The sequence below is a fragment of the Streptomyces sp. NPDC059828 genome, from assembly GCF_042731955.1.
GTDB lineage: Bacteria > Actinomycetota > Actinomycetes > Streptomycetales > Streptomycetaceae > Streptomyces.
This window is the reverse complement of record NZ_JBHWIW010000006.1, coordinates 1-21,721: the sequence shown is the minus strand read 5'-3', so window position 1 is coordinate 21,721 and position 21,721 is coordinate 1. Positions and strand designations below refer to the sequence as shown.

Here is a 21,721-nt window from a genome sequence, read left to right as displayed (position 1 = left end):
TCGTCGGGTCAGCGGGCGGTGCCGCGCGGCGCATGGCGGTGCGCCAGTGCCTCGTACGAGGCTGACAGCGCGGGCGCCGCCGTGTCGTAGGTGCGCTGGGCGACCCCGATGAACAGACAGTCGACCACGAGCAGCTGGCTCGTGCGCGACGACATCGCAGCCGGGCGCAGTTCGCTCTCCCGGGCCGTGGACGTGGTCAGCACATGGTCCGCGTACTGCGAGACCGGCCCGTCGGGGCGACCGGTGATCGCGACGGTCGTGGCGCCGTGGTCGAAGGCCACCCGAAGCGGCTCGATGATGTCGCCGGTCGAGCCGGAGTGGCTGATCGCCACGGCCACATCGCCGGCACGCAGCAACACGGCGTTGGTGACGGCGAGGTGCGGATCGCTGTGAGCGTGTGCGATCAGGCCGATCCGCAGCAGCTTCTGCGCCAGGTCCTGCGCGACCAGGCCGGATGCGCCGACACCGTAGACATCGATACGCCGGGCACCGGCGAGCGCGCTGACGGCTGCGGCGAGCTGGACGGTGTCCAGCCCGGCGGCGGTGTCCGCGAGAGTCTGCTGCTCGTCGTACGCGAGCTTGGCGACGACGTCGGCGATCGGGTCGTCCACGGCGATGTCGGCCGTGACGGCCGGGGCGCGACCCGACTGCTGCTGGGCGGCTATACCGGCGAGTGCGAGCCGCAGATCGCGGTAGCCGGGGTAGCCGAGCAGCCGTGCGGTGCGCACGACCGTGGCCTCGCTGGTGCCCGTGAGCTGGGCGAGGGCGGTGACCGTGAGGGCGGCGCACCCGGCCGGGTCTCCCGCGACGGCTTCGGCGACGCGCCGCATGGAGCGGGTCATGGAGGGGGCGAGCGTGCGCACCTTCGCCGCGAGCGCGGCGGGCGCGGGCGGGATGGTGAAAGTTTCCTTCACATCGCCTGTCACGATGGAAAGATATTTTCGGATCCAGGGGCCCGTCAAGCCGTCCGAGCCCCGGGAGACAATGGCGCCATGGACGACGTGGAACCGCTGGAGCAGGCCCTGCACACGGCCCGTGCCCTCGTGCTCGCCGACCTCGCGGCCCGCGATGTCGCCCATGCCGAAGTCGTCTCGCTGGTCGAGGAAGCGGTCAGGCAGCGCCGCTGGTGGGTGGAGCAGTGGCCGCAGGGGGCGGAGTACGTCGCCGGGCTGATAGCGCAGGATGTCCAGGACGCGCTGCTGGAGCAGTACGGACGCTGGCCCCTGTGCCCCGTCTGCGCGTCGGGCGAGCCCCACGCACTTGAAGTCGAGCCGGAGCTCGGCTCCGACCCCCACTGGGTGTGCGGCAAGGCGGGCATCGTGGTCGCCCCGGTCGGGAGGCTGCCGTGACGGGCCGACCCGAGAGGGTCCGCTCATGACGGTCTACATCGACCCGCCGAACTGGCCGGGCCACGGACGCATGTGGTCGCACCTGGTCAGCGACGTGTCCTTCGACGAGCTGCACGCCTTCGCCGCGTCGATCGGCTGCCCGCCGCGCGCCTTCGAGCGCGACCACTACGACGTACCCGCGGAGCACTACGCGGAAGCGGTGCGGGCGGGCGCGGTGGAGATCGGCTCGAAGGAGCTCGTCCGCCGCCTCACACAGGCGGGGCTGCGGCGGCGCAAGCACGGCGACGGCGGCAGAGCCGGCGGGTAGGTCAGCCGGCTCCCAGCAGCTCAAGCTCCGTCGACAGATTGTGCCGGGCGGCGGCCTCCCACTCCCGTTCCCCGTACGGCGTACGGAAAAGGCGGGGCAGGTCGAGCAGGTGCCGCAGCACGTCAGCGCGCCCCACGCGGAAGGCGTCGTCCGGGACGAAGCCGTACTCCTCGCGGACGGCGGCGGCATAGGCGGCGTACGCCTCAGGCGCCGACGCCAGGATCGCGAGGTCGGCGTCGCACAGGACCATGCCGTTGCGGTCACCGTCCTGGGCGGCGTGGCTGATCGTGAGGCGGACGAGCCTGGCGACCTCGTCGGTGCCCTGCCGCGTCAGTCCGGCCTCGGGCAGCGCCTTCTCGGCGAGCCGTGCGCTCCGCTCCTCGTTCATGGAGCGCTCGGGGTCGTAGACGGCGTCGTGGAACCAGGCGGCGAGGCGCACCAGGTCGGGGTTATCCGCATACTCCGCGAGCGTGTCGATGTGGTCGAGTACGGCGGTCAGATGGTCCACGGTGTGATAGCGGCGCTGCGGCTCTGACCAGCGACGGAGAAGATCGTCTGCGTACGGGAACGGATCGGGGGAATCCGCGCCCGGGAGGAGGGGTTCCTCGCGGACGGCGAGCAGTGCGAGGTGCCAGCGATCACGGAGGTCCTTGAGGTCGGCCATGCGTCCCATTCTCATGGCCGCTCCCGCTTCCACGGGGTCCCGCCCTGCTTTCCTCACCGCCCTTCTCGCTCGTTCCAGTCATATCGGACGATAATGGGCGCGTCAGGCTTGTGTTCCGTTGTTGCCGTTGCGCCGACATGAAGGCCGGAGGCAGACCTCATGAACTCCTTGACGATCACCGATCAGGCAGCCGCGTCGCAGCTCGCCGGGATCGGTCCCTTCATCATCGGACTCGTCCTGATCGCCCTGCTCGCGGGCGCGATGTGGTACGAGGGGCGACGGCGGGCCCAGGAGAAGGCACCACTCCCCGAGGAGCAGCCGAAGCCGCCGGACCACCCGACGCATATCGAGGAGGCCCGTGAGCCGGACGCGGACGCCTTCCCCACGGACGGCGGCCGGCTGCTGCCGTACAACATGAAGACGCACAGCAGCCACGCGGCACCCGCCGCCGAGCCGCCGGCGAAGCCCGGCGAGCCCGCGCAGTCCACCGGCCCCGCGCAGTCCACCGGGCCCGAGACCGAGACCGGCAGGTCCACATCCGCAGGAGGCACTTCATAGGTGGGGGTATCCATGGGCAACCGCAACCGAGCCCTCCTGGAGGTGATCGTCCTCGACGCGCTGGACGCGGTGGCGGCGGAAGCCTCAGGGGCGGACCGTATCGAGCTGGTCAGCGATATCGCGGCCGACGGAATCATTCCCGCGCCGGGGACCTTCGCGTCGGTGCGCGCTGCGGTGGACATCCCGGTGCGGGTGATGCTGCGGCTCACCGGCCGCTTCACGGCGGGTGACGCGCGCGACATCGAGAGACTGGTCCGTGCCACGCAGGTGCTGCGGGCCGCGGGCGCCGACGAGTTCGTACTGGGATTCCTGGACGTGTACGGCAACCCCGACCTCGTGACCGTCGAACGGCTCGTCGCGGAGATCGATGACTGCCGGTGGACGTTCCACCGAGCGATCGACCGCGCCGCCGACCGCGACACCCTGCGCAAACACGTCGCGGACCTCCCCGGGCTCGACACCTTCCTCACCGCCGGGTCCCCGGCCGGTGTGGACCAAGGGCTGCCGGTCGTCCTCGCCGAGGCCGCCAGGCAGGGCGAGCCGGGATACGAGGCGCGGCTCATGGTGGGCGGTGGCCTGCGCCTCGACCATCTGCCCGCGCTGCGCGCCGGGGGCATCGACGCCTTCCACATCGGCAGCGCGGCCCGCCCCGCGGGGTGGGCGACACCCGTGGACCCGGAGGCGGTCCGGGAGTGGCGGCGGGTCCTCGACGCGGCCTGAACAGCCAGGCCCTGCCGGGGCGACACGAGCCTCGCCGATCAGTCCGCGAGCTGTAGGGGAAGCGGCGCGCCGTGCAGCACCGTCAGCCCGGACACCGCGCGGGTCAGCGCCACATAGAGCCGACGCAGCCCGGTGCGTTCGTCGGGCTCGCCGTCCACGATCGCCGCCGGCTCGTCCAGCACCACGTAGTCGTACTCCAGGCCCTTCGCGAGCGACGCCGGGACCAGCGTCAGCCGTGCATCGGCGGTCGTCTCCTCACCCGGCGACAGATACGGCATCCCGGAGCCCGCCAGCGCGGCCTCCAGCTCCGGCAGCCGCGCGTCGGCGGCGATCAGCCCGATCGAGCCTTCGTGGCGCAGGGCAGCCACACACGCGGCCAGCACATCCCCGGTGCCCGAGGACTCCAGGATCTCCAGGGACCCGGGCGACTCACGCACCGAACGGACCTCCGCGAGGCCCGGGGACATGTGCGGCAGCAGCCGCGAGGCGTACGCGATCACCTCGCGCGGCACACGGAAACCCGCCGTCAGCTCCTCCACCGCCGCGTCCGGCTTGCCGAGGTGGGCCAGCGCCTCGGTCCAGCTCCCGGTGGCCCAGGGCGTGGTCCCCTGCGCCAGGTCGCCGAGCACGGTCGCGGAGCCGGTCGTACAGCGCCGCCCCACCGCCCGGTACTGCATCGGGGACAGGTCCTGCGCCTCGTCCAGGACGACATGCCCGAGCGAGTGGGTGCGCGCCACCAGATCCATCGCCTCGTCGACCAGCACGGCGTCGGCCAGGGACCACTTGGCGGCCCTTGCCGAGCGCGGCGGCCTGGTCCACAGGATCGTCTTCTGCTCGTCGGCGCTCAGCACGCCATCCGCGTGCACGGCGAGGAAGTCGGGGTCCGAGAGCAGCCGCAGCACCAGCTTCACCGGGTCGACCGCGGGCCAGATCTGCTTCACCGCCGCCTTCACGGCCGCGTTGCGCGCCACCGCGTCCTGCACCCGGTCGTCGGGGGCCTCACCGGCCTGCTCCATCCGTACCAGCACGGCGTGCGCGATGCGCTGCGGAAGGGCGTCGCGGGCGGCGCCGTAGCGGATGTCCCGCTCCAGCAACTCCCTGACGATCTCCTCCACTTCATAGGCCGGTACCCGCCAGCGGCGCGAGCCGCGCACCACCATCAGGGGCTCCGCCGGCATCGTGACATGGGCTCGGACCGCGCGGCGCAGCACCTCGGCCATCCGGGCGTCGCCCTTGACGATCGCGGCGCCCGCGCTGTCTTCGCCGCATACCTCCACGTGCCCGACGAGATCGTCGACCGTGGCCTGCTTGACCTCCAACTCGCCGAGCGCGGGCAGGACCTGCTCGATGTAGTGGAGGAAGGAGCGGTTCGGCCCGATGACGAGGGTGCCGGTGCGGGCAAGTCGCTCCCGGTGCGCGTACAGCAGATACGCCACCCGGTGCAGCCCGACCGCCGTCTTTCCGGTGCCGGGGCCGCCCTGGACGCACACGGTGCCGGACAGACCCGAGCGCACGATCTCGTCCTGCTCGGGCTGGATCGTCGCCACGATGTCCCGCATCGGTCCGACACGCGGACGCTCGATCTCCTGCTGGAGCAGCCTGCTGGTGCGTTCCACCTCGGCAGGGTCGGTGAGGTGCTCGTCCTCGTATGCCGTGAGGTCGCCGCTCGTGTAGCCGAAGCGGCGGCGCAGGGCCACGTCCTGCGGGTCCTTCTTCGACGCCCGGTAGAACGGCTGGGACACCGGCGCACGCCAGTCGATCACCATCGGGTCGCCCCCGGCGTCATGGACGTGCCGCCTGCCGATGTAGAAGCGCTGCCCTTCCTGCGTGGTGTGCAGATAGTCGAGCCGCCCGAAGAACAGCGGGGTGTGGGCGAGGTCCGCGAGAGCCTTGATCCGCTCCTCGATCTGCGCTTCGAGGACGGCGGCGTTGACCCAGTTCGCGGTGACGTCGCGGATGTCGAGCGACTGGACGTCCTGTCGCATGGCGGTCAGCGCGGCACGGGAGGCGGCCAGGTGGGCGCGCTCGCGGAAGAGAGGATCGAGCTCGGGATCGTGCGCAGGCACGGGACTGCCTCCGGAAGGTACGGCGAAGAAGCGGCGAGGTACGTGTCATCTACAGCGGTACTGCTCATCTGCAGCGGTACTGCGCGGCCGGTTTCCGTCCGGACGGCGGCGCTCCACGGAGGGAGGCGGGCAAGACGGGCGATTCTAGCCACCCCCAGAGGCCGCGGCGAACGAATTACCCGGGTGGCGTGCCCACCTCAGGAAGGAGACCGTCTGCCGAAAGTCGTACGGGCAGGGACGAAGAGACGGGACCTTGGGCCGATGTGTTTCGCGCGCGGGAGCACAACCATGGAGTCATGAGCACAGCGACCTTCAACCCAGCCGCCCGCCCCGGCCGCGGCGCCACCGCGACGGGCGCCGCGAACCGTCACACCCATCTCGTCGGCGATGCGCTGCGCGCGGTCAAGGTCTTCGCGGAGGCGGCCGTCGGCGTCGTCGTCCTCGGGGAGTACGGGGAAGAGGCCGGAGTCGTCCGCCGCCGCCACTGAGCACCCGGCTCGTCGGCCACCGCCTCGCACGGGAGCATGACCGTCCGCACACGGACCGTCATCGTCGTCGACCAGCACGTGCTGCCGATCGACCCGCCGCTGATCGCGGCGCCGGACTGACCACCGGATCGCGCCCACCACCGGATCTCCACTGCCGGCACATCTCCCCGGCCGCTGGCTCGCCACTGACGCCGAATCGCTACTGACGGCGGAGGGAACGGCTGACACCCGCCGCGGTGGTCGTAGCCAGGATCCAGCCGGTGACGATCAGCAGATACGACAGCCACTGGTGCCAGCCCTGCGGCGCGAACGCCCCCTCCTGCCCGAACCCGATGATCGGCAGCAGCAGATCCAGCGTGAAGAAGACCGGATTGAAGCCGGGCGCCTCGTCCGCCTTCAGTGGGGGCGGACGCTCCAGCGCGAACGCCACGCTCCCCACCAGCAGCAGAGCCACCAGCCACCCGGCCGCCCGCATCGGACGGAAGCCGTAGCCGACGGTCACATCCTGCAGGTGCCCCCAGAACCTGGCCAGCCGCGGCAGCGTCCGCCGGTGCCGCCGGAGCTTCGCGAGCTGGACCGTACGGGCCGCTGACTCGTCCCCGACCGTGCGGTACGCCGCGGCCAGCTGCTCGTACGCGAACGGCAGGTAGCCGGTCTCCTCACGCTCCAGCAGCGGCAGCCGCTCCTCGGGCGGGACATGCGGGGCGAGCACGCGGTAGCCCAGACCGTCCAGCCTGAGCCGGCCCGGCCACACCCCGGTCGGCACGTGCAGCACATCGATCTGGGCGCGGCGCATGTTCACCATGCCCTCGACCGGAGCGGCCTCGCGCAGCCACAGTTCCCCGATCACCGCGCTGCTGGTGCGCAGCGCCTGACCGCCCGGGTGCGACAGCCGGGCGTACGCGAGGTTGAGCTGGCGGGGAATCCGGGCACCGCTGAGGTTGACCCCGCCACGGGTGCGCAGCCGCATGGCCCGCAGGTCCGAGCCCACCGACACGTTCTCGGCGTGCAGCGCGTAGTCCCCGCCGTCCCCACCCCCGTCCGGGTAGGCGTACAACTCCGCGTCGTCGAGGTTCACCTGGCCGCCGACGGAAGCGTCGTTCAGCCTGACCTGGCCGTATGCGACGAGGCCCACGGCCCAGACGTCGGTGCCGAAGACCGCGTGGTTGAGGTACAGCACCGGTTCTCCGTCCGGCTGCTCCTCCCCCGGCGGCGCGACCGGCGAGCCCAGCCGCGCCCCGTTGACGAACAGCGCCCGCACCTGGGCGCCTGGCAGCCGCACCGCACCCGCGATACGGCAGCACGTCAACCGCAGCACCAGATCCGCGCGGAGCGCCCCACCGCTGAGTCCCGGCAGCACCGAGTCGCTGAGCACCAGGGCACGGACCGTCGCCCCGTACAGCTCCGGCGTCCGCTCGAAGTAGCAGGACCGCAGCCGGATGCCGTGCTCGACCGTCCCGTACTTGAGGTCGAGCTGCCCGGTCACCCGGGCACCCCACACCTTCAGCCCGGCTATCTCCCCGTCGCGTGACGGCCCGTCCAGCAGCAGGGACCGCAACACCTCGGCACGCACGGTCCGTTCAGGACCCCAGGAGGCACCCGCGCCGGGGTCCTCGTCCGGGCTCTCGCGGAAGTCGACGGCCTCGTCGCGCGGGAACGCCTCCCAGACACGGCGCTCCGCCTCCGTCAGATCGTTGATCTCCATCGGACCGGATGGTGTCCCTCGCCCATCCGGGTGTCAACTACATCGACTGCGCCAACTACACACTGTCGTCCATCAGTTCGTCGGCATCGATGATCCGGTACGCATACCCCTGCTCCGCCAGGAACCGCTGCCGGTGGGCCGCGAAGTCCTGATCGATCGTGTCGCGGGCCACCACGGAGTAGAAGTGGGCCTTGTGCCCGTCCGCCTTGGGCCGCAGCACACGGCCGAGGCGCTGGGCCTCCTCCTGCCGGGAGCCGAAGGTGCCGGAGACCTGGATGGCGACGGTGGCCTCGGGCAGATCGATGGAGAAATTCGCGACCTTCGACACGACGAGCACGGAGATATCGCCGTTACGGAAGGCGTCGAAGAGCTTCTCGCGCTGCACGTTCGGGGTCTCACCCTTGATGACCGGGGCGTCCAGATGCTCGCCCAGCTCGTCGAGCTGGTCGATGTACTGCCCGATCACCAGCGTCTGCTGCCCCCGGTGCTTGCGCACGAGCGCCTCCGTCACCCTGCGCTTGGTGTCGGTCGTCGCACAGTAACGGTACTTCTCCTCGGTCTCCGCCGTCGCGTACGCCAGCCGCTCGGACTCGGTCAGATTGACCCGCACCTCGACGCAGTCGGCGGGCGCGATATAGCCCTGCGCCTCGATCTCCTTCCAGGGCGCGTCGAAGCGCTTGGGCCCGATGAGCGAGAACACATCCGACTCCCGCCCGTCCTCGCGCACGAGCGTCGCCGTGAGCCCGAGCCGTCGACGGGCCTGGAGATCGGCGGTGAACTTGAACACCGGCGCGGGAAGCAGATGCACCTCGTCGTAGACGATCAGCCCCCAGTCACGGGAGTCGAACAGCTCCAGGTGGGGATAGATCCCCTTCCGCTTGGTCGTCAGCACCTGGTACGTGGCGATGGTGACCGGCCGGATCTCCTTCTTCGCCCCGCTGTACTCACCGATCTCCTCCTCGGTGAGCGAGGTCCGCTTGATCAGCTCGTGCTTCCACTGCCGGGCCGAGACGGTGTTGGTGACCAGGATCAGCGTGGTCGCCTTGGCCTGTGCCATGGCCCCCGCCCCGACCAGCGTCTTCCCCGCCCCGCAGGGCAGCACCACGACCCCGGACCCGCCGTGCCAGAACCCTTCGACCGCCTGCTTCTGGTACGGCCGCAGCGCCCAGCCCGCCTCGTCCAGGTCGATGCGGTGAGCCTCGCCGTCGACGTAACCGGCATGGTCCTCGGCGGGCCAGCCCAGCTTCAGAAGCGTCTGCTTGATCTGCCCGCGCTCGGACGGATGCACGGCCACCGTGTCCGGGTCGATCCTGGCCCCCACCAGCGGCTGGATCTTCTTGGACCGCAGGATCTCCTCCAGCACCGGCCGGTCGGTGGTGGCGAGCACCAGCCCATGGGTGGGGTGCTTGACGAGGGTGAGCCGCCCGTACCGCGCCATCGTCTCGGCGACATCGACGAGCAGCGCGTGCGGCACCGGGTAGCGCGAGAACTCCACGAGCGCGTCCACGACCTGCTCGGCGTCATGCCCCGCGGCCCGGGCGTTCCACAGCCCGAGGGGCGTGATGCGGTACGTGTGGATGTGCTCGGGCGCCCGCTCCAGCTCCGCGAAGGGAGCGATGGCGCGACGGCAGGCGTCGGCCTGGTCGTGGTCGACCTCGAGCAGCAGAGTCTTGTCGCTTTGGACGATGAGTGGTCCGTTCACTCGTGTGCCCTTTCCTCGCGGCGCCCGTGCGGTCGCGTGCAGCCAAACCTCCAGTTTGCCTCATCGGACGGCGGGGCGGGGCGACGCTGGTCCACGAAGTGCACGACCTCGCGGTCTCCCATGAGAAGGGGCCCGGGCCCAGAACCCGGACGGCCCGGGCCCGAGAATCCGGACGCGTGCCTTCCCAGACGCGTGGGCACCGGTGGATATCCCGGCGTCGCCGACTTCTTCCGTAGGGATCCGGTCACCAAGGGTGACAGGACGTTGAAGGTCGACGGCGGGTCACGTCCGCACCCGGTGTCCGGTGTCATACGCCCCTGGGGCACCCGGCCCCTCGGTGAAGGCCCTTGGTCTGTTCACGAGTTGGGAGAAGGGCGCTGCACCGGCCGGAACAATCGCCTCCACTACAGTGGACACCGGTACGCTTGCGAACGGCTGAACCACGGGGGATCAGTAGCACATGCAGGACGAAGACCGGATCACTGTCAGCTTCGCCACCCTTCAGCACATGTCGGGGAGCCTGGAGGACATCCTCCGGCTCCTCAACGAGAGACTGGACGCGCTGTACAAGCGTGCCTCGGCGGTGGTCCTGAGCTGGGACGGGGAGGCCAGGGAGGCCTTCATCGACGAGCTCGACAAGTGGAGCCACTCGGCCGATGACCTCAAGGCCGCCCAGGCATGGCTGCACGAGGTCGTGACCAAGGGCCACATCAACTACGCCGCGGCGAACAGGTCCGTACTCGAGGGCTGGGGAGGCGGCGCCTGATGGCCGGCGGCTCGCCCAGCACCCCTGCGCAGTCGCCTGGCGGCAGCGGCACGATCGACGTCAAGCCGAGCGACCTGTGGAGGGTCTCCGGCCAGGTCGCCGGGTCGCAGGACATGCTCATACGCGGTGCCAACAAGCTCCTGGACGAGCTGGGCAAGTATCCCGACGCCGGAGGCGCGGGCACCGAGGCCGAGAAGTTCGCTCAGTCGTACAAGAAGATCGGCAACCGCTGGCTCGACGTGTGGGGCCGGTCCGTGCTCAGCGTGGGCGGTGTCGCCGTCGGGTTCACCGAGACGGCCAACGCCTACTCCAAGGCGGACGCGGCCTCCAACCCCAAGCCCGGCAAGGCGGCGGAGCAGCGCCCGCTGCCTGCGGTCGTCGACAAGGATCCGAACTTCGGCTCGGTCCCCGACATCAAGTGGGGTGACGACGACGGCGGCGACGACTTCCTGCGCGGACTGATGGAAGGGATTCCCGAGATCGTCCGGGACCTCATCCACCCCCTGGTCAAGAACGTGTTCCGGATGGGGAAGGTGGCGGACGTCTACCCCTTCCCCCAGCAGCACTACCTCAACTCCCTGTGTCACAGCTGGATGGGCGTCTCGATCGTCGGGACGACCGCGGCCGACAACCTGACGATGGCCGTCGGCAGCATCACCAACCACCAGCAGGCCGAATGGGAAGACGCCATGCGGACCTTCTGCAGCGCTCTGTGGGGTGCGACGGCCTGGGGCAAGTCCCGGCACAACTACCAGTGGGCGCAGACGGCCAACTCCGGCCCGGGCACGCCCCGCACCCCCACGGGCAGCGAGCCGGTGATGACCGTGCTGAAGGACACGGCCGACGAGATCGCCACCCTCCTCCGCGAGTACGCGGAAGCCGCCGTGGACCTGAACCGCGAGGTCTGGGAGGAGCTCCGGCGGGCCATGCTGAAGGCCGCCAAGGAGATCGTCGAGGACCTCGAGAAGCCCAAGGACGTCAAGAGCGTCATCAGCACGGTCACGAACGTGGTCAGCAAGGGAGTGGGGCTGGTCCTGTCGTTCGACGTCAAGACCGTCCTGAACATCAACACGGCCAAGCTGAACCGGATCGTCAACACGTACACCGGCATCGTGGAGGGCCTGACCACGCGCATGGACGCGCTGAAGGAGCCCTTGGACGAGGCGCACCGCAGCGCTCCCAAGTACGAGGCCGGCGTCGCCCGGGCCCATGGCTTCGGCGCCCGGGCCCTGGAGGAGTTCAAGGACTCGAAGGTCTGGCTGAAGGTCGACTCGGCCGGCACCTACGACCTGAACCTCGCCGCCAACGAGTACATGGCCGACGGCCACACCCTGGACAAGCACGTCGGCAAGACGGATGAGCAGCTCGCGCAGCGCCTGCGCGACCAGCAGTCGAACGGCCCGACCCAGGCCTGGCCGCACGGCAAGCCGATGCCCAGCGGCTCTTCGGCCTTCCCGAACTACCAGCGGGCGGAGCAGCTGACCGAGCACAACCTCAACCAGAACAAGGCCGCCATCGAGGCGTGGATCAAGGGCCCGCCGCCGCCGGAGGAGGGAAAGGTCAAGGACTTCCATGCGACCGCGCCGAACGGCGAGACCAGTGGCCGCAGCGTGAGCAAGCAGCCGGTGGACCCCGGCGACCCGCTGTCCGGGTACAAGCAGGGCGGCATGAACGCCAAGGCCTACGACGTGACCGGAATCGACACACGGATCCGGTACGACAGCAGCCGCACCCCGCCGTTCACCGTCATGACGTCGATGCCCTCCAAGGCCTAGCGCCCCGCCGAGAAAGGCCAGTACCACTTGTCCGTCGACCAGACGTCCTGGGAAGCCGCGGTACGCCACCTGTACGAGGACGCGTACCCGTACGACGCCACGGGCCCGCGCCGCCACGAGGACTGGGTCCTTGACGTCCTCGCGCTGATGGCTCGGGTCCCGGACCCGCGGGGCTGGGCCGGTCTCGACGATGCGGCGCAGAACCCGGAGCGCGAGGGGTTCCCCACGTTCCCGTTCGCCGTCCACCCTCCGGAATACGTCGCGCGGCGTCTCCAGGAGATCGACCGGGACAGCGCCGAGAACCTTCTCCTGGCTCTGACGGACGACTGCTGCACCCTGTCCAACCTGGCGCGCTTCACGGAGAGCGAGGAGGAGTTGCGGGCGATGGCGCGCACGGTCCTCGCGCGGTACGGGGACGCGGCCAGCTATCACACCAACGTCAACAAGCCCGGTCATGTGCGCGGCACGCTCGATTTCACTGTGTCGGGCTGGGCGTACAGCCCGCTGAGTGTCTACTCGGAGGACTACGGCCTGATCGTCGTCTCGGACACCGAGGTCGGCATGTTCTGGAACTTCTCCGACTACTGATCACCAGAGGGTTTGAAAGGATGCCCCCGTGCTGACCCGTTCCGCTTCCTACCCCGACCGGGAGACCGCCCAGTGGGCCACCCAGCAGGTGGTGACCGCCAATGAGCAGGTCATCCACCGCTGGCTCGCCCAGGGCACCCGGGCCCGTCTCACCATCGAGGCCGCCTGGCCCTCCCGCGAGGACCCCGTCGGCCGGGTCCAGCTGGAAGGCGACCTGCTGGCCGGACGCGGTCCCGCCGACGTCCGCGCCGCGCGGGTCGTGCTGCGCCGCGAGCCATCGAGCCCGCACGGCTTCGTCGTCCAGACCACCCTTCCGTTCTACCTGTAGGGGCCCGCGACCGTGACCATGAAGCCCCTCGAACACGACCGTCGCTACGGCGAGCTGGACCAGGTGGTGCGCGCGTACCTGGGCCAGCGGGCCGACGACACCCCGGAGCAGCGCAGCCGCGCGCTGGACGCCTACCTGCGCCACACCTGGCACACCCGCCCCTGGGCCATCGCCGAGGCTGAACGCCAGCTGCGCGAGTACAGCCGCAACCCTCCGGGCCGGCTACGGCACGAACTGGGCGAGTTCTACTCCGTCCCGGACACCGGAATGCCCCAGGCCGCGATCCAGGACTGGCTCATGCTGCTCGCCGACCACCTGAAGAGGAGCATCGAGGAGGGCGAGGTCCCACCGCCGTCGACCCCACAGACCCACTGGGAGTGGCACGCCCGTTTCCCGGAGACCGCGCAGCTGCTCGGCGGCTGGTTCTCCCAGGACGTCGTCGACGAGTTCCCCGACCACGACGCCGCCGTGGCCGACTACGCAGCCACCACCGACCCCCAGCTGGTCGCACGACTCGTCGGCGAAATCCAGGAGTTGCTCGCGCTCCCCCTGGACGAGGCGGACTACGCCCTGGCCACCGCCGAACTCGGCATGGAGGTCGGCCCACCCGAGCCGTTCTCCTACGGCGCGTGGCTCCAGTCGGTGGCCTTGACCCTGTCGAACACCTGATCCCTCAGAACGAGTGGAAACTGCTGCGCGGCGCCGGCACACTGCCCGCCCCGGCCGCCGTGTTGGGCGTGGAGAGCCCGTCCACCTCGCTGTTGATGTCCACCTGGACCCCGCGCATCTTCGTGAGCACGTCGATCTCGTCCGCGGTGAAACCGTCCCGGCTCATCCGTACGGCCTGCTCCAGCAGCTTCATCACTTCCCGGATGCGCACGGCGTCCTCGGCCACCCCCCGGTGGACCTCGCGGTACGCCGTCGCAGCCGGGCCGTGCCAGCCGCCCTCGATCCGGTCCACGATCGCGTCCATGTCCTTGACCTGCTTGGTCAGATGACTCTGCATGTCGTCAAGGTCGTCGGCGAGTTTCGTCAGGTCCGTGGACGAAACCCGCAGGTCGGAACCACCCGTCTCGCCCTCGCCTGCGCCGGGCACTGCCATGCCGTATCCCCCGTCCGAGCGACATCTCGTGTCCGAACAGGGTAGGGCAACGACGCACGGGGCGAACGGAGTCGTCAGCCGCCGAAGCCGTACGCCAGGACGTACGCGGCGGGACAAAGGATCACCTCGTGACCTCAACTGCTCCCGTGTACGGGACTTCCCCGAGAGGTCCGGTGTACGAGCCCTCGGCCGTCTCGCGCCGGAACCGCCTCACTCCAGCGCGGCCCCGAGGCGCCGCGCGAGGTCGATCAGGTCGGCCAGCCGCAGCACCCTGCCGTCGAACCCCGGCAGGGGCACGTGCAACGACTCGGTCCAGCGGGCCGGAATCGCATCGAGTCCGTAGTAGGCACCCGCGAGACCTCCCGTGACCGCGGCGACGGTGTCTGTGTCACCACCGAGGTCGATCGCCGCGCGCAACGCCTCCTCGAAGCCGGTCGTGCTGCGCAAGGCCCAGACAGCCGACCCCAGACAGGGCCAGACGGCTCCGTTGAACTCGGTCGCCTGGTCGGGATGCCAGCCGTCGGCCAAGACCGTGGCATACCGCTGACGGTGGTCAGGATGAACATGATCCAGAACCTCAGGGATGGCACGAAGGGGGTCGGAGCCCGCCAGCGTGACACGGATGAGCTCGTGGAATATGGCGGTCCCTTCCCAGGCGGCGCGATCGCCATGGGTGAGGGCGGCGATGCGCCGGGCAGCCTCCATCGTGGCCGACTGGCCGGCGTGCGCGAAGTAGACCGCGGACGTCGATGCCCGCATCAAGGAGCCGTTGCCGGCTGCTCGCTGGTTGACCTGGAAATGCAACCCGGCAGCCAGTTCCCACGACATGCCGTTGGTGAGGACGTCCTCGGTCTGCAAGCCGATGTCCTTGGGTTCGGCCGCCGCCCACCGCTGGAACCGGGCGAAGATATCCGGCAGGTCCAGTCCGTCCCACCGCAGCAGCGACTCCGCGACCAGAACGGCCATCTGCGTATCGTCCGTGGCCTCACCCGGCTCCCAGCCGCCCCCGCCGCACATTTCGCCCCCGTCCCCGGGAGCCGGGAAGCGGGCCGAGAACGCACCCTGGAGACCGAACTCGAAGGGGGCTCCCAGGGCGTCACCCACCGCTGAGCCCACGACCGTCGCGACAGCTCGCTTCATACGCCTCATCCGCGCAGGCTATCGGCGGCACGGAGACGGGCGCACCGTCCCTAGTAATCCATCGCGACCACAAGGCAAAGGCACGTAAGAATCGCGACCACACCGACAGCGGCCACGGCGATCAGCGCACAACCGCACCCGCCGGCCATCCCGGTGATCGCTGCCCAGCCGAACCGTGTGGCTCGTTCAGCCCGCTGGATCGCGTCGTGCTGGTCACTGTCGTCGTACCAGCTGCGATCAGCCGTGGTCATCCCTTCTGAACCCTACGCAGCCCGGCCGTCTCGTCCTGAAGCGCCGATGACGTCGCCAGGGCCTGGTCGAACCGGATGTGGGCCAGCCCGACCCTGATCCGCCGCAGCCTGTGCCGCAGCGGGCCGTACGTGTCGGGTGTCAGGCGCAGCCCGGCGGATCCGGCGATGTGCTCGGCCACTTGGGGAACCGTCAGCCGGTCGGTGCGGATGTGCTCGGCGAACTCGGGTCCGGCAGGCGCTCCAGGCAGTGGTCCAGCTTCCGCACAGCGAAGCTCTCCCGCTTCAGCCCCCGGCCGAGCCCCCGCTCACTGAGCCTGCGCAGCACCGTCGCGCGCTCGGCGAGCAGCGCGAAGTGGCACACCTCGTGACCTGACGACCGGAGCCGTCCCACGATCTCGTCGAAGTAGCGCGGCTCCACCAGGGTCATCGGAGCGATCAGCACGCCATCGTGGGAGCGCAGAGCCAGATCCAGCACCTCGTACACCCCCTGCCGCCAGGCGGCCAGGTCCTGGAAGTCGCCGCGCAGCGCGGGCGGCAGCATCCGGTGCAGCCCGAACCCCGCGTGCTCCGGGTCGCAGACCACACCGCCCGGGATCCTGCGGGCAAGCTCGTAGGCGGTCTGTGTCTTGCCGCCCCCGAACGGGCCGTTGATCCAGAGCAGCACGCTCACGCGCCGGCGCCACCGCCCGCCCGCACCAGGCCGGACTCGTAGGCGAGCACCACCACCTGCACCCGGTCCCGCAGATCCAGTTTGGTGAGGATGCGGCCCACATGCGTCTTGACCGTGGCCTCGGACAGCACCAGCCGCCCGGCGATCTCGCCGTTGGAAAGCCCCTGCGCCACGAGCAGCATCACTTCGCGCTCGCGCTCGGTGAGCTTGCCGATCTGCTTGTGCTGCGCCGGCTCTCCCGGAGACGGCAGCATCGGCGAGAAGCGGTCGAGCAGCCGCCTGGTGGTGGACGGGGCCACGACCGCGTCACCGCTGTGCACGGACCGGATGGCGGCGAGCAGCTCGTTCGGCGGCACGTCCTTGAGCATGAACCCGCTCGCGCCCGCCTTCAGCCCCGTGAAGGCGTACTCGTCGAGGTCGAACGTGGTCAGGATGAGCACCTTCGGCGCGTTCGGCTCCGCGCAGATACGCCGGGTCGCCTCGACCCCGTCCATCCTCGGCATCCGGACGTCCATCAGCACCACGTCAACCTTGGTGGTCCTGAGCAGCTCGATCGCCTCGACCCCGTCCCCGGCCTCCGCGACAACGTCCATGTCGGCCTGCGCGGCCAGCACCATGCGGAAGCCCGTACGCAGGAGTACCTGGTCGTCGACGAGCATGACTCTTACATGTCCTACCGAGGACTCTTCCGGCGCGTACGTCATACGGCCAGCGTACGCAACGAGGGCGCCGTCCCCGGCCTTCCGCCGCCCGTGAGCGACGACGAAGCCCCGTTCCCGTCCGCTCGGGGCTTCGGGTGCGGACGCGGCTCGTCGGACTTCCGCCCGGGCCCTCGGCCGTGACCGCCGCCATTGACGGCTGAGACGGCGCGTGTTGGAGCAGGACGGCGACCTGGCGGCGCAGCGCTGCACTCGGCCATCGACGACGGCTTTCCCGGCGCCCGCCGACTGCCCCACGTCCGGCACGAAATTCGTGGACCGAGCGACCGAATCGGTGGCATCGTCAAGGATCATGGACGAACGGGGTTTCCTGGCGGTCGCGCCGCAGTACACCACGACCCGTGAGCTGCTCTCGGCGGCGGCTCAGCGGCGGGGCATGCGCGTGGAAGTGCTTCCGGTCCACGGCGATGCGGGCACCGAGCCGGGGAAAGGTGGCGGCCACTACTACGGCGGACCCGCCTTCGCGGCGCGCGTCGTGGACGGCCTCGGGGTCGCACTCCTGGAGCCGTCTGACGAATGGCTGGCCACACTGCCCCATGAGTACACGGGACGGCGCATCGCCTTGGCGACCCTGCGCGAGGCGCGCAGCCTGACGGGGCCCGCGTTCATCAAGCCGCCGAGCGACAAGAGCTTCCCGGCCGCTGTCTACGGCAACTCCGGGAGCAGCCTGGCCGAGCTGCCCGAGCTGCCACCAGAGGTACCGGTTCTGGTCAGCGAAGTGGTGACCTGGGCAGCGGAGTTCCGCCTGCACGTCCTCGATGGCGAGGTCCGCACGGGATCGCAGTACGCCACCTACGGCCGCCTCGACGCGCGACCGCTGGCCGGGCACCGCCATGAAGACGCCGTCATGGAGTTCGCGGGCGCTCTCCTGGCCACGGCCGGCGGTGGCCTGCCGAGCGCGGTGGTCGTGGACGTCGGGCTGCTGGCCGCGCCCGCGGACCGGGCCCCCGGCCAGTGGGCCGTGGTCGAGGCGAACATGGCCTGGTTCAGCAACTGCTACGCCGCCGACCCCGACCGGGTGCTGGACGTCGTTCTGCGCTCGGCCGGTCCGCGGGCACGGGTGGCCGGACAGGACCTCCGGTTCTGCCGGCGGTCGCGGACATCGGCGCCCCTGCTCTGATGCCGCACAGGCCCCGGATCGGATCAGAACCGACGTGAAGCCAGGCCCGTCCGGTCCTAGTGCGCGGGCTTGAGCGGGAGCAAAGCGCTGATCCGGAAGCCGCCGCCCGGCCGGGGCCCCGCGTCCAGCGTGCCGCCGACCATGCCGACGCGTTCGCGCATGCCGATCAGGCCGTGGCCCTTGCCGTCGGCGCCGCCGTCCTCGTACATCTCGTGGGAGGCGCCCCGGCCGTCGTCCTCGACGAGCAGGCCGAGGCCGTCGTCGAAGTACACCAGCCGGACGCTGGCCCCGGCGTCGGGGCCACCGTGTTTGCGGGTGTTGGTGAGGGCTTCCTGGACGATGCGATACGCCGTGAGTTCGACGCCGCTCGGCAGCGGACGGGGGGTGCCCTCGATCTTGAAGTCGACCTCAAGGCCGGATTCGCGGACCCGTTCGACCAGGTCCTCGATCTGCTGGACGTCAGGCTGCGGCACGTACTCCCCGCTCTCCGGGGCGTCCGACGTGCGGAGCACCCCCAGCAGCCGGCGCATCTCGGCGAGGGCCTGGCGGCCGGTGGTGGAGATGGTCTCCAGGGCCTGGCGGGCCTGGTCGGGTGCGGTGTCCATGACGTAGGCGGCGCCGTCGGCCTGGACCACCATGACGGAGACGTTGTGGGCGACGACATCGTGCAGCTCACGGGCGATCCGGGCACGCTCGGCGGCCACGGCGACCTTGGACTGCGCCTCGCGCTCCTGTTCCAGCCGGGTCGCGCGCTCCTCGAGCTGCGCGAAGTAGGCGCGGCGGGTGCGCAGGGAGTCGCCCAGCACCCAGGCGAGGGCGAAGGGGACGGCCATCACGGTGGTGACCACGATCCGCTGGCCGATGCCCATGTTCCCCTCGGGCCAGCGGAGCTGGGCCAGCGGGGCGGCGGCGAGGCCGCCCGCGAGCGCGAGACGGGAGGCCCAGCGGGGGCCCTCGTGTGCCGCGACCGTGTAGATGATCACAAGCATGGCGAAGTCCGCCGCGTTGACCTGGATGTCCAGCGCGAGCTGGGCGACCCCGACGGCTGCCACGAGCAGCAGCATCTTCTCGGAGGCGCGGCGGCGCAGCGCGACTGCGAGGCAGAGCAGGAGCACGAGGACGGCTGCCAGCGGGCGCGGCTGGTTGCCCTCGGTGTCCTGGACGACCCACAGCATGGAGAACCCGAAGAGGACGACGGCCCAGAAGGTGTCGACGCCCGTCGGGTGTCTGCGGATGAAGTCATAGAGACGCTGCACGTAACCCAGCGTAGGGACAGTGGAAAGGTGCCGGAGTCAACCGGAGGGTCGATCCGCTCGCTGACCGCCTACTCCGCAAGGTGGACACTGACACACGTGACGTATGAGGCAGACGAACACAGTCCAGGCACAGCGGGGCACCAGGACGCGGCGGGCTGGGTTCCCTGGCGACTCGCGATGGAGCGGGCGCTGTACGGGTCGGCCGGGTTCTTCCGGCGTCCGGAGGGGCCCGCCGGACACTTCCGGACCTCGGTGCATGCCTCGCCTCTGTACGCCGGGGCCGTGGCCCGGCTGCTGGCCGAGACGGCCGATGCCCTTCCGGACGTGTCCGAGATCACGCTGGTGGACATGGGCGCCGGGCGAGGGGAGCTGCTGACCAGCGTGCTGGCGGCGCTGCCGGACGGTGGGCGGCTGCCGGACGGGCGGCCGGTGCGGGCCTGTGCGGTCGAGCGGGCCGCACGCCCCGGGGGGCTCGATCCGCGCATCGAGTGGTCGGAGCGCCCCCCGGCGGGTGCGAGCGGGCTGCTCTTCGCGAACGAGTGGCTGGACAACGTCCCGGTGGATGTGGCCGAGGTGGACGAGGCCGGCGTCGCCCGCTACGTCCTGGTGCGCCCCGAGGACGGTGCGGAGCGCCTCGGGGATCCGGTGAGCGGGGCGGACGCGGACTGGCTCGAGCGGTGGTGGCCCTTGGCCGGGCCTGGCGCCAGGGCCGAGATCGGGCGGGCGCGCGGCGAGGCGTGGGCCGCCGCGGTGGCCACACTGGACGCCGGGCTCGCCGTCGCCGTCGACTACGCGCACACCGCCGATGCCCGTCCGCCCTTCGGCAGCCTCACCGGCTTCCGCGACGGTCGTGAGGTCCGCCCGGTCCCGGACGGCGGCTGCGACATCACGGCCCATGTCGCCCTGGACGCGTGTACGGGTCCCGGCGCCGAGCTGCTGAGCCAGCGCGAGGCGCTGCACCGCCTCGGCGTCTCGGGCGGGCGGCCGCCGCTGTCCCTGGCCGCCTCCGACCCCGCCGGGTACGTCCGTGCCCTCGCGACTGCGGGCGAGGCCGCCGAGCTGACCGCGCGGGGCGGACTCGGCGACTTCGTATGGCTGCGCCAGCCCGTGCCGGGACGGGGCGGCAGCGGCTGAGGTGTCCGCTCTTCGGGCCAGCCCTCCGTCACCCGGGCGGCCGGGGGATACTGTCGCCATGACGGAGACGACGGTCGGCATCGGCGGCGCGGCGGAGAGCACCGACATGGTGCTGAACATCGGACCGCAGCACCCTTCCACGCACGGCGTGCTCCGGCTCAAACTCGTCCTGGACGGGGAGCGCGTCGGGCACGCCGAACCCGTGATCGGCTATATGCACCGGGGCGCGGAGAAGCTCTTCGAGGCGCGCGACTACCGGCAGATCGTGATGCTGGCCAATCGCCATGACTGGCTGTCCGCGTTCTCCAACGAGCTCGGTGTGGTCATGGCCGTCGAGCGCATGCTGGGCATGGAGGTGCCGGAGCGTGCCGTCTGGACCCGGACCCTGCTCGCCGAGCTGAACCGCGTGCTCAATCACCTCATGTTCCTCGGGTCGTACCCCCTCGAACTGGGTGGAATCACCCCGGTGTTCCACGCCTTCCGCGAGCGCGAGGAGATCCAGGCCGTGATGGAGGAGATCTCCGGCGGTCGGATGCACTACATGTTCAACCGGGTCGGCGGGCTCAAGGAGGACATGCCCGCGGGCTGGACCGGACGCGCCCGGCAGGCGATCGCCGATGTGCGTTCCCGGATGGATGTGTACGACCGGCTCGTCCTCGGCAACGAGATCTTCCGGGGCCGCACCCGCGGCGTCGGCGTGCTGACCCCGCAGACGGCCCACGCGTACGGGGTCTCAGGGCCCATCGCCCGCGCCTCGGGCGTCGACTTCGATCTGCGGCGCGACGAGCCGTATCTCGCGTACGGGGCACTCCAGGACACCCTGAAGGTCGTCACCAGGACCGAGGGGGATTGTCTGGCCCGCTTCGAGTGCCTGCTGGAGCAGACCCACAACGCGCTCGATCTGGCGGACGCCTGCCTGGACCGGCTTGCCGAGCTGCCGCCGGGGCCCATCAACCAGCGGCTGCCGAAGGTGTTGAAGGCCCCCGAGGGCCACACCTACGCCTGGACCGAGAACCCGCTGGGCATCAACGGCTACTACCTGGTCTCCAAGGGGGAGAAGACGCCGTACCGTCTCAAGCTCCGCTCGGCCTCGTACAACAACGTCCAGGTGCTGACCGAGCTGCTGCCGGGCACTCTGGTCGCGGACATGGTGGCGATCCTGGGGTCGATGTTCTTCGTGGTCGGCGACATCGACAAGTAGAGCCGAGTAGGCCAAGTAGAGCCAAGCAGCCCCACGCAGGTCCGGACAGAACCAGGCAGCGGCGGGACGAAAAAGCGGGGGCGGTCCGGCATGATGCCGGACCAATCAAAAA

The 21,721-nt window shown here is 70.5% G+C and carries 23 protein-coding genes and 1 pseudogene; 13 read left to right on the top strand and 11 right to left on the bottom strand.

Annotated features, from left to right (window positions below):
• Positions 1-8: 8 nt before the first annotated feature.
• Complete coding sequence (locus ACFV6V_RS05405; protein WP_385559428.1) at positions 9-926, bottom strand: MurR/RpiR family transcriptional regulator; 918 nt, start codon at positions 924-926, stop codon at positions 9-11.
• A 66-nt stretch (positions 927-992) separates the two neighbouring features.
• Here ACFV6V_RS05405 and ACFV6V_RS05400 point away from each other — a divergent pair, with 66 nt between their 5' ends.
• Both ACFV6V_RS05400 and ACFV6V_RS05395 read left to right on the top strand, forming a co-directional pair.
• Complete coding sequence (locus tag ACFV6V_RS05400) at positions 993-1,349, top strand: hypothetical protein (protein ID WP_385559425.1); 357 nt, start codon at positions 993-995, stop codon at positions 1,347-1,349.
• Positions 1,350-1,374: 25 nt separating this feature from the next.
• Positions 1,375-1,656, top strand: coding sequence for a DUF4031 domain-containing protein (locus ACFV6V_RS05395; protein WP_385559422.1), 282 nt, complete (start codon positions 1,375-1,377; stop codon positions 1,654-1,656).
• A 1-nt stretch (position 1,657) separates the two neighbouring features.
• Here ACFV6V_RS05395 and ACFV6V_RS05390 read toward each other — a convergent pair whose 3' ends face one another.
• Positions 1,658-2,320 carry a hypothetical protein gene (locus tag ACFV6V_RS05390; RefSeq protein ID WP_385559419.1) on the bottom strand — a complete coding sequence of 221 codons (663 nt, stop codon included), beginning with the start codon at positions 2,318-2,320 and terminating at the stop codon, positions 1,658-1,660.
• Positions 2,321-2,479: 159 nt separating this feature from the next.
• Here ACFV6V_RS05390 and ACFV6V_RS05385 point away from each other — a divergent pair, with 159 nt between their 5' ends.
• Positions 2,480-2,878: a DUF6479 family protein gene (locus ACFV6V_RS05385; protein WP_385559416.1), complete on the top strand. Its 399-nt coding sequence runs from the start codon at positions 2,480-2,482 to the stop codon at positions 2,876-2,878.
• Between the two features lie 12 nt (positions 2,879-2,890).
• The gene (locus tag ACFV6V_RS05380) at positions 2,891-3,598 is read left to right on the top strand and encodes a copper homeostasis protein CutC (RefSeq protein ID WP_385559414.1); all 708 of its coding nucleotides are present in this window, start codon (positions 2,891-2,893) and stop codon (positions 3,596-3,598) included.
• Between the two features lie 38 nt (positions 3,599-3,636).
• Here the strand turns inward: ACFV6V_RS05380 and ACFV6V_RS05375 are convergent, their stop codons facing one another.
• Positions 3,637-5,583, bottom strand: coding sequence for a HelD family protein (locus ACFV6V_RS05375; RefSeq protein WP_385559786.1), 1,947 nt, complete (start codon positions 5,581-5,583; stop codon positions 3,637-3,639).
• Positions 5,584-5,960: 377 nt separating this feature from the next.
• On the opposite strand from ACFV6V_RS05375, the gene ACFV6V_RS05370 reads away from it, so the two are divergent.
• Positions 5,961-6,152 carry a hypothetical protein gene (locus ACFV6V_RS05370; RefSeq protein ID WP_385559411.1) on the top strand — a complete coding sequence of 64 codons (192 nt, stop codon included), beginning with the start codon at positions 5,961-5,963 and terminating at the stop codon, positions 6,150-6,152.
• A gap of 199 nt (positions 6,153-6,351) precedes the next feature.
• Here the strand turns inward: ACFV6V_RS05370 and ACFV6V_RS05365 are convergent, their stop codons facing one another.
• Entirely contained in the window at positions 6,352-7,857 is a 1,506-nt protein-coding gene (locus ACFV6V_RS05365) for a membrane-associated oxidoreductase (protein ID WP_385559409.1), read from the bottom strand.
• A 55-nt stretch (positions 7,858-7,912) separates the two neighbouring features.
• Positions 7,913-9,559, bottom strand: coding sequence for a DNA repair helicase XPB (locus tag ACFV6V_RS05360; RefSeq protein WP_385559406.1), 1,647 nt, complete (start codon positions 9,557-9,559; stop codon positions 7,913-7,915).
• 460 nt (positions 9,560-10,019) lie between these two features.
• Here ACFV6V_RS05360 and ACFV6V_RS05355 point away from each other — a divergent pair, with 460 nt between their 5' ends.
• The 5 genes from ACFV6V_RS05355 to ACFV6V_RS05335 are packed head-to-tail and all read left to right on the top strand — an operon-like array spanning position 10,020 to position 13,685.
• A complete protein-coding gene (locus ACFV6V_RS05355; protein ID WP_385559403.1) occupies positions 10,020-10,325 on the top strand; it encodes a WXG100 family type VII secretion target in 306 nt (101 codons plus the stop codon).
• The gene (locus tag ACFV6V_RS05350; RefSeq protein WP_385559401.1) at positions 10,325-12,100 is read left to right on the top strand and encodes an RNase A-like domain-containing protein; all 1,776 of its coding nucleotides are present in this window, start codon (positions 10,325-10,327) and stop codon (positions 12,098-12,100) included. Before ACFV6V_RS05355 ends, ACFV6V_RS05350 begins: the two co-directional genes overlap by 1 nt.
• A gap of 27 nt (positions 12,101-12,127) precedes the next feature.
• Positions 12,128-12,688, top strand: a complete 561-nt coding sequence (locus ACFV6V_RS05345; RefSeq protein WP_385559398.1) for a hypothetical protein — start codon at positions 12,128-12,130, stop codon at positions 12,686-12,688.
• 28 nt (positions 12,689-12,716) lie between these two features.
• Positions 12,717-13,016, top strand: coding sequence for an RNase A-like domain-containing protein (locus ACFV6V_RS05340; RefSeq protein WP_385559395.1), 300 nt, complete (start codon positions 12,717-12,719; stop codon positions 13,014-13,016).
• A gap of 12 nt (positions 13,017-13,028) precedes the next feature.
• A complete protein-coding gene (locus ACFV6V_RS05335) occupies positions 13,029-13,685 on the top strand; it encodes a contact-dependent growth inhibition system immunity protein (protein ID WP_385559392.1) in 657 nt (218 codons plus the stop codon).
• Positions 13,686-13,689: 4 nt separating this feature from the next.
• Here the strand turns inward: ACFV6V_RS05335 and ACFV6V_RS05330 are convergent, their stop codons facing one another.
• From ACFV6V_RS05330 to ACFV6V_RS05310, 5 genes and pseudogenes are all read right to left on the bottom strand, one after another.
• Positions 13,690-14,118 (bottom strand): WXG100 family type VII secretion target, encoded by a 429-nt coding sequence (locus ACFV6V_RS05330; protein ID WP_385559390.1) that lies wholly within the window; start codon positions 14,116-14,118, stop codon positions 13,690-13,692.
• A 210-nt stretch (positions 14,119-14,328) separates the two neighbouring features.
• Positions 14,329-15,267: an ADP-ribosylglycohydrolase family protein gene (locus ACFV6V_RS05325; protein ID WP_385559388.1), complete on the bottom strand. Its 939-nt coding sequence runs from the start codon at positions 15,265-15,267 to the stop codon at positions 14,329-14,331.
• A 41-nt stretch (positions 15,268-15,308) separates the two neighbouring features.
• On the bottom strand, positions 15,309-15,509 hold the full coding sequence (locus ACFV6V_RS05320) for a hypothetical protein (protein ID WP_385559386.1): 201 nt from the start codon (positions 15,507-15,509) through the stop codon (positions 15,309-15,311).
• Between the two features lie 65 nt (positions 15,510-15,574).
• A pseudogene (locus tag ACFV6V_RS05315) lies at positions 15,575-16,173 on the bottom strand (AAA family ATPase); the annotation flags it as partial.
• Between the two features lie 2 nt (positions 16,174-16,175).
• Positions 16,176-16,883 carry a response regulator gene (locus ACFV6V_RS05310; protein ID WP_385559382.1) on the bottom strand — a complete coding sequence of 236 codons (708 nt, stop codon included), beginning with the start codon at positions 16,881-16,883 and terminating at the stop codon, positions 16,176-16,178.
• 307 nt (positions 16,884-17,190) lie between these two features.
• Here ACFV6V_RS05310 and ACFV6V_RS05305 point away from each other — a divergent pair, with 307 nt between their 5' ends.
• On the top strand, positions 17,191-18,018 hold the full coding sequence (locus ACFV6V_RS05305; protein ID WP_385559379.1) for an ATP-grasp domain-containing protein: 828 nt from the start codon (positions 17,191-17,193) through the stop codon (positions 18,016-18,018).
• Between the two features lie 56 nt (positions 18,019-18,074).
• Here ACFV6V_RS05305 and ACFV6V_RS05300 read toward each other — a convergent pair whose 3' ends face one another.
• A complete protein-coding gene (locus tag ACFV6V_RS05300; protein ID WP_385559376.1) occupies positions 18,075-19,274 on the bottom strand; it encodes a sensor histidine kinase in 1,200 nt (399 codons plus the stop codon).
• Between the two features lie 177 nt (positions 19,275-19,451).
• Between ACFV6V_RS05300 and ACFV6V_RS05295 the strand changes: the two genes are divergently transcribed.
• Positions 19,452-20,408 (top strand): SAM-dependent methyltransferase, encoded by a 957-nt coding sequence (locus tag ACFV6V_RS05295; RefSeq protein WP_385559783.1) that lies wholly within the window; start codon positions 19,452-19,454, stop codon positions 20,406-20,408.
• Positions 20,409-20,466: 58 nt separating this feature from the next.
• Positions 20,467-21,609 carry an NADH-quinone oxidoreductase subunit D gene (locus ACFV6V_RS05290; RefSeq protein ID WP_385559373.1) on the top strand — a complete coding sequence of 381 codons (1,143 nt, stop codon included), beginning with the start codon at positions 20,467-20,469 and terminating at the stop codon, positions 21,607-21,609.
• Positions 21,610-21,721: the final 112 nt, after the last annotated feature.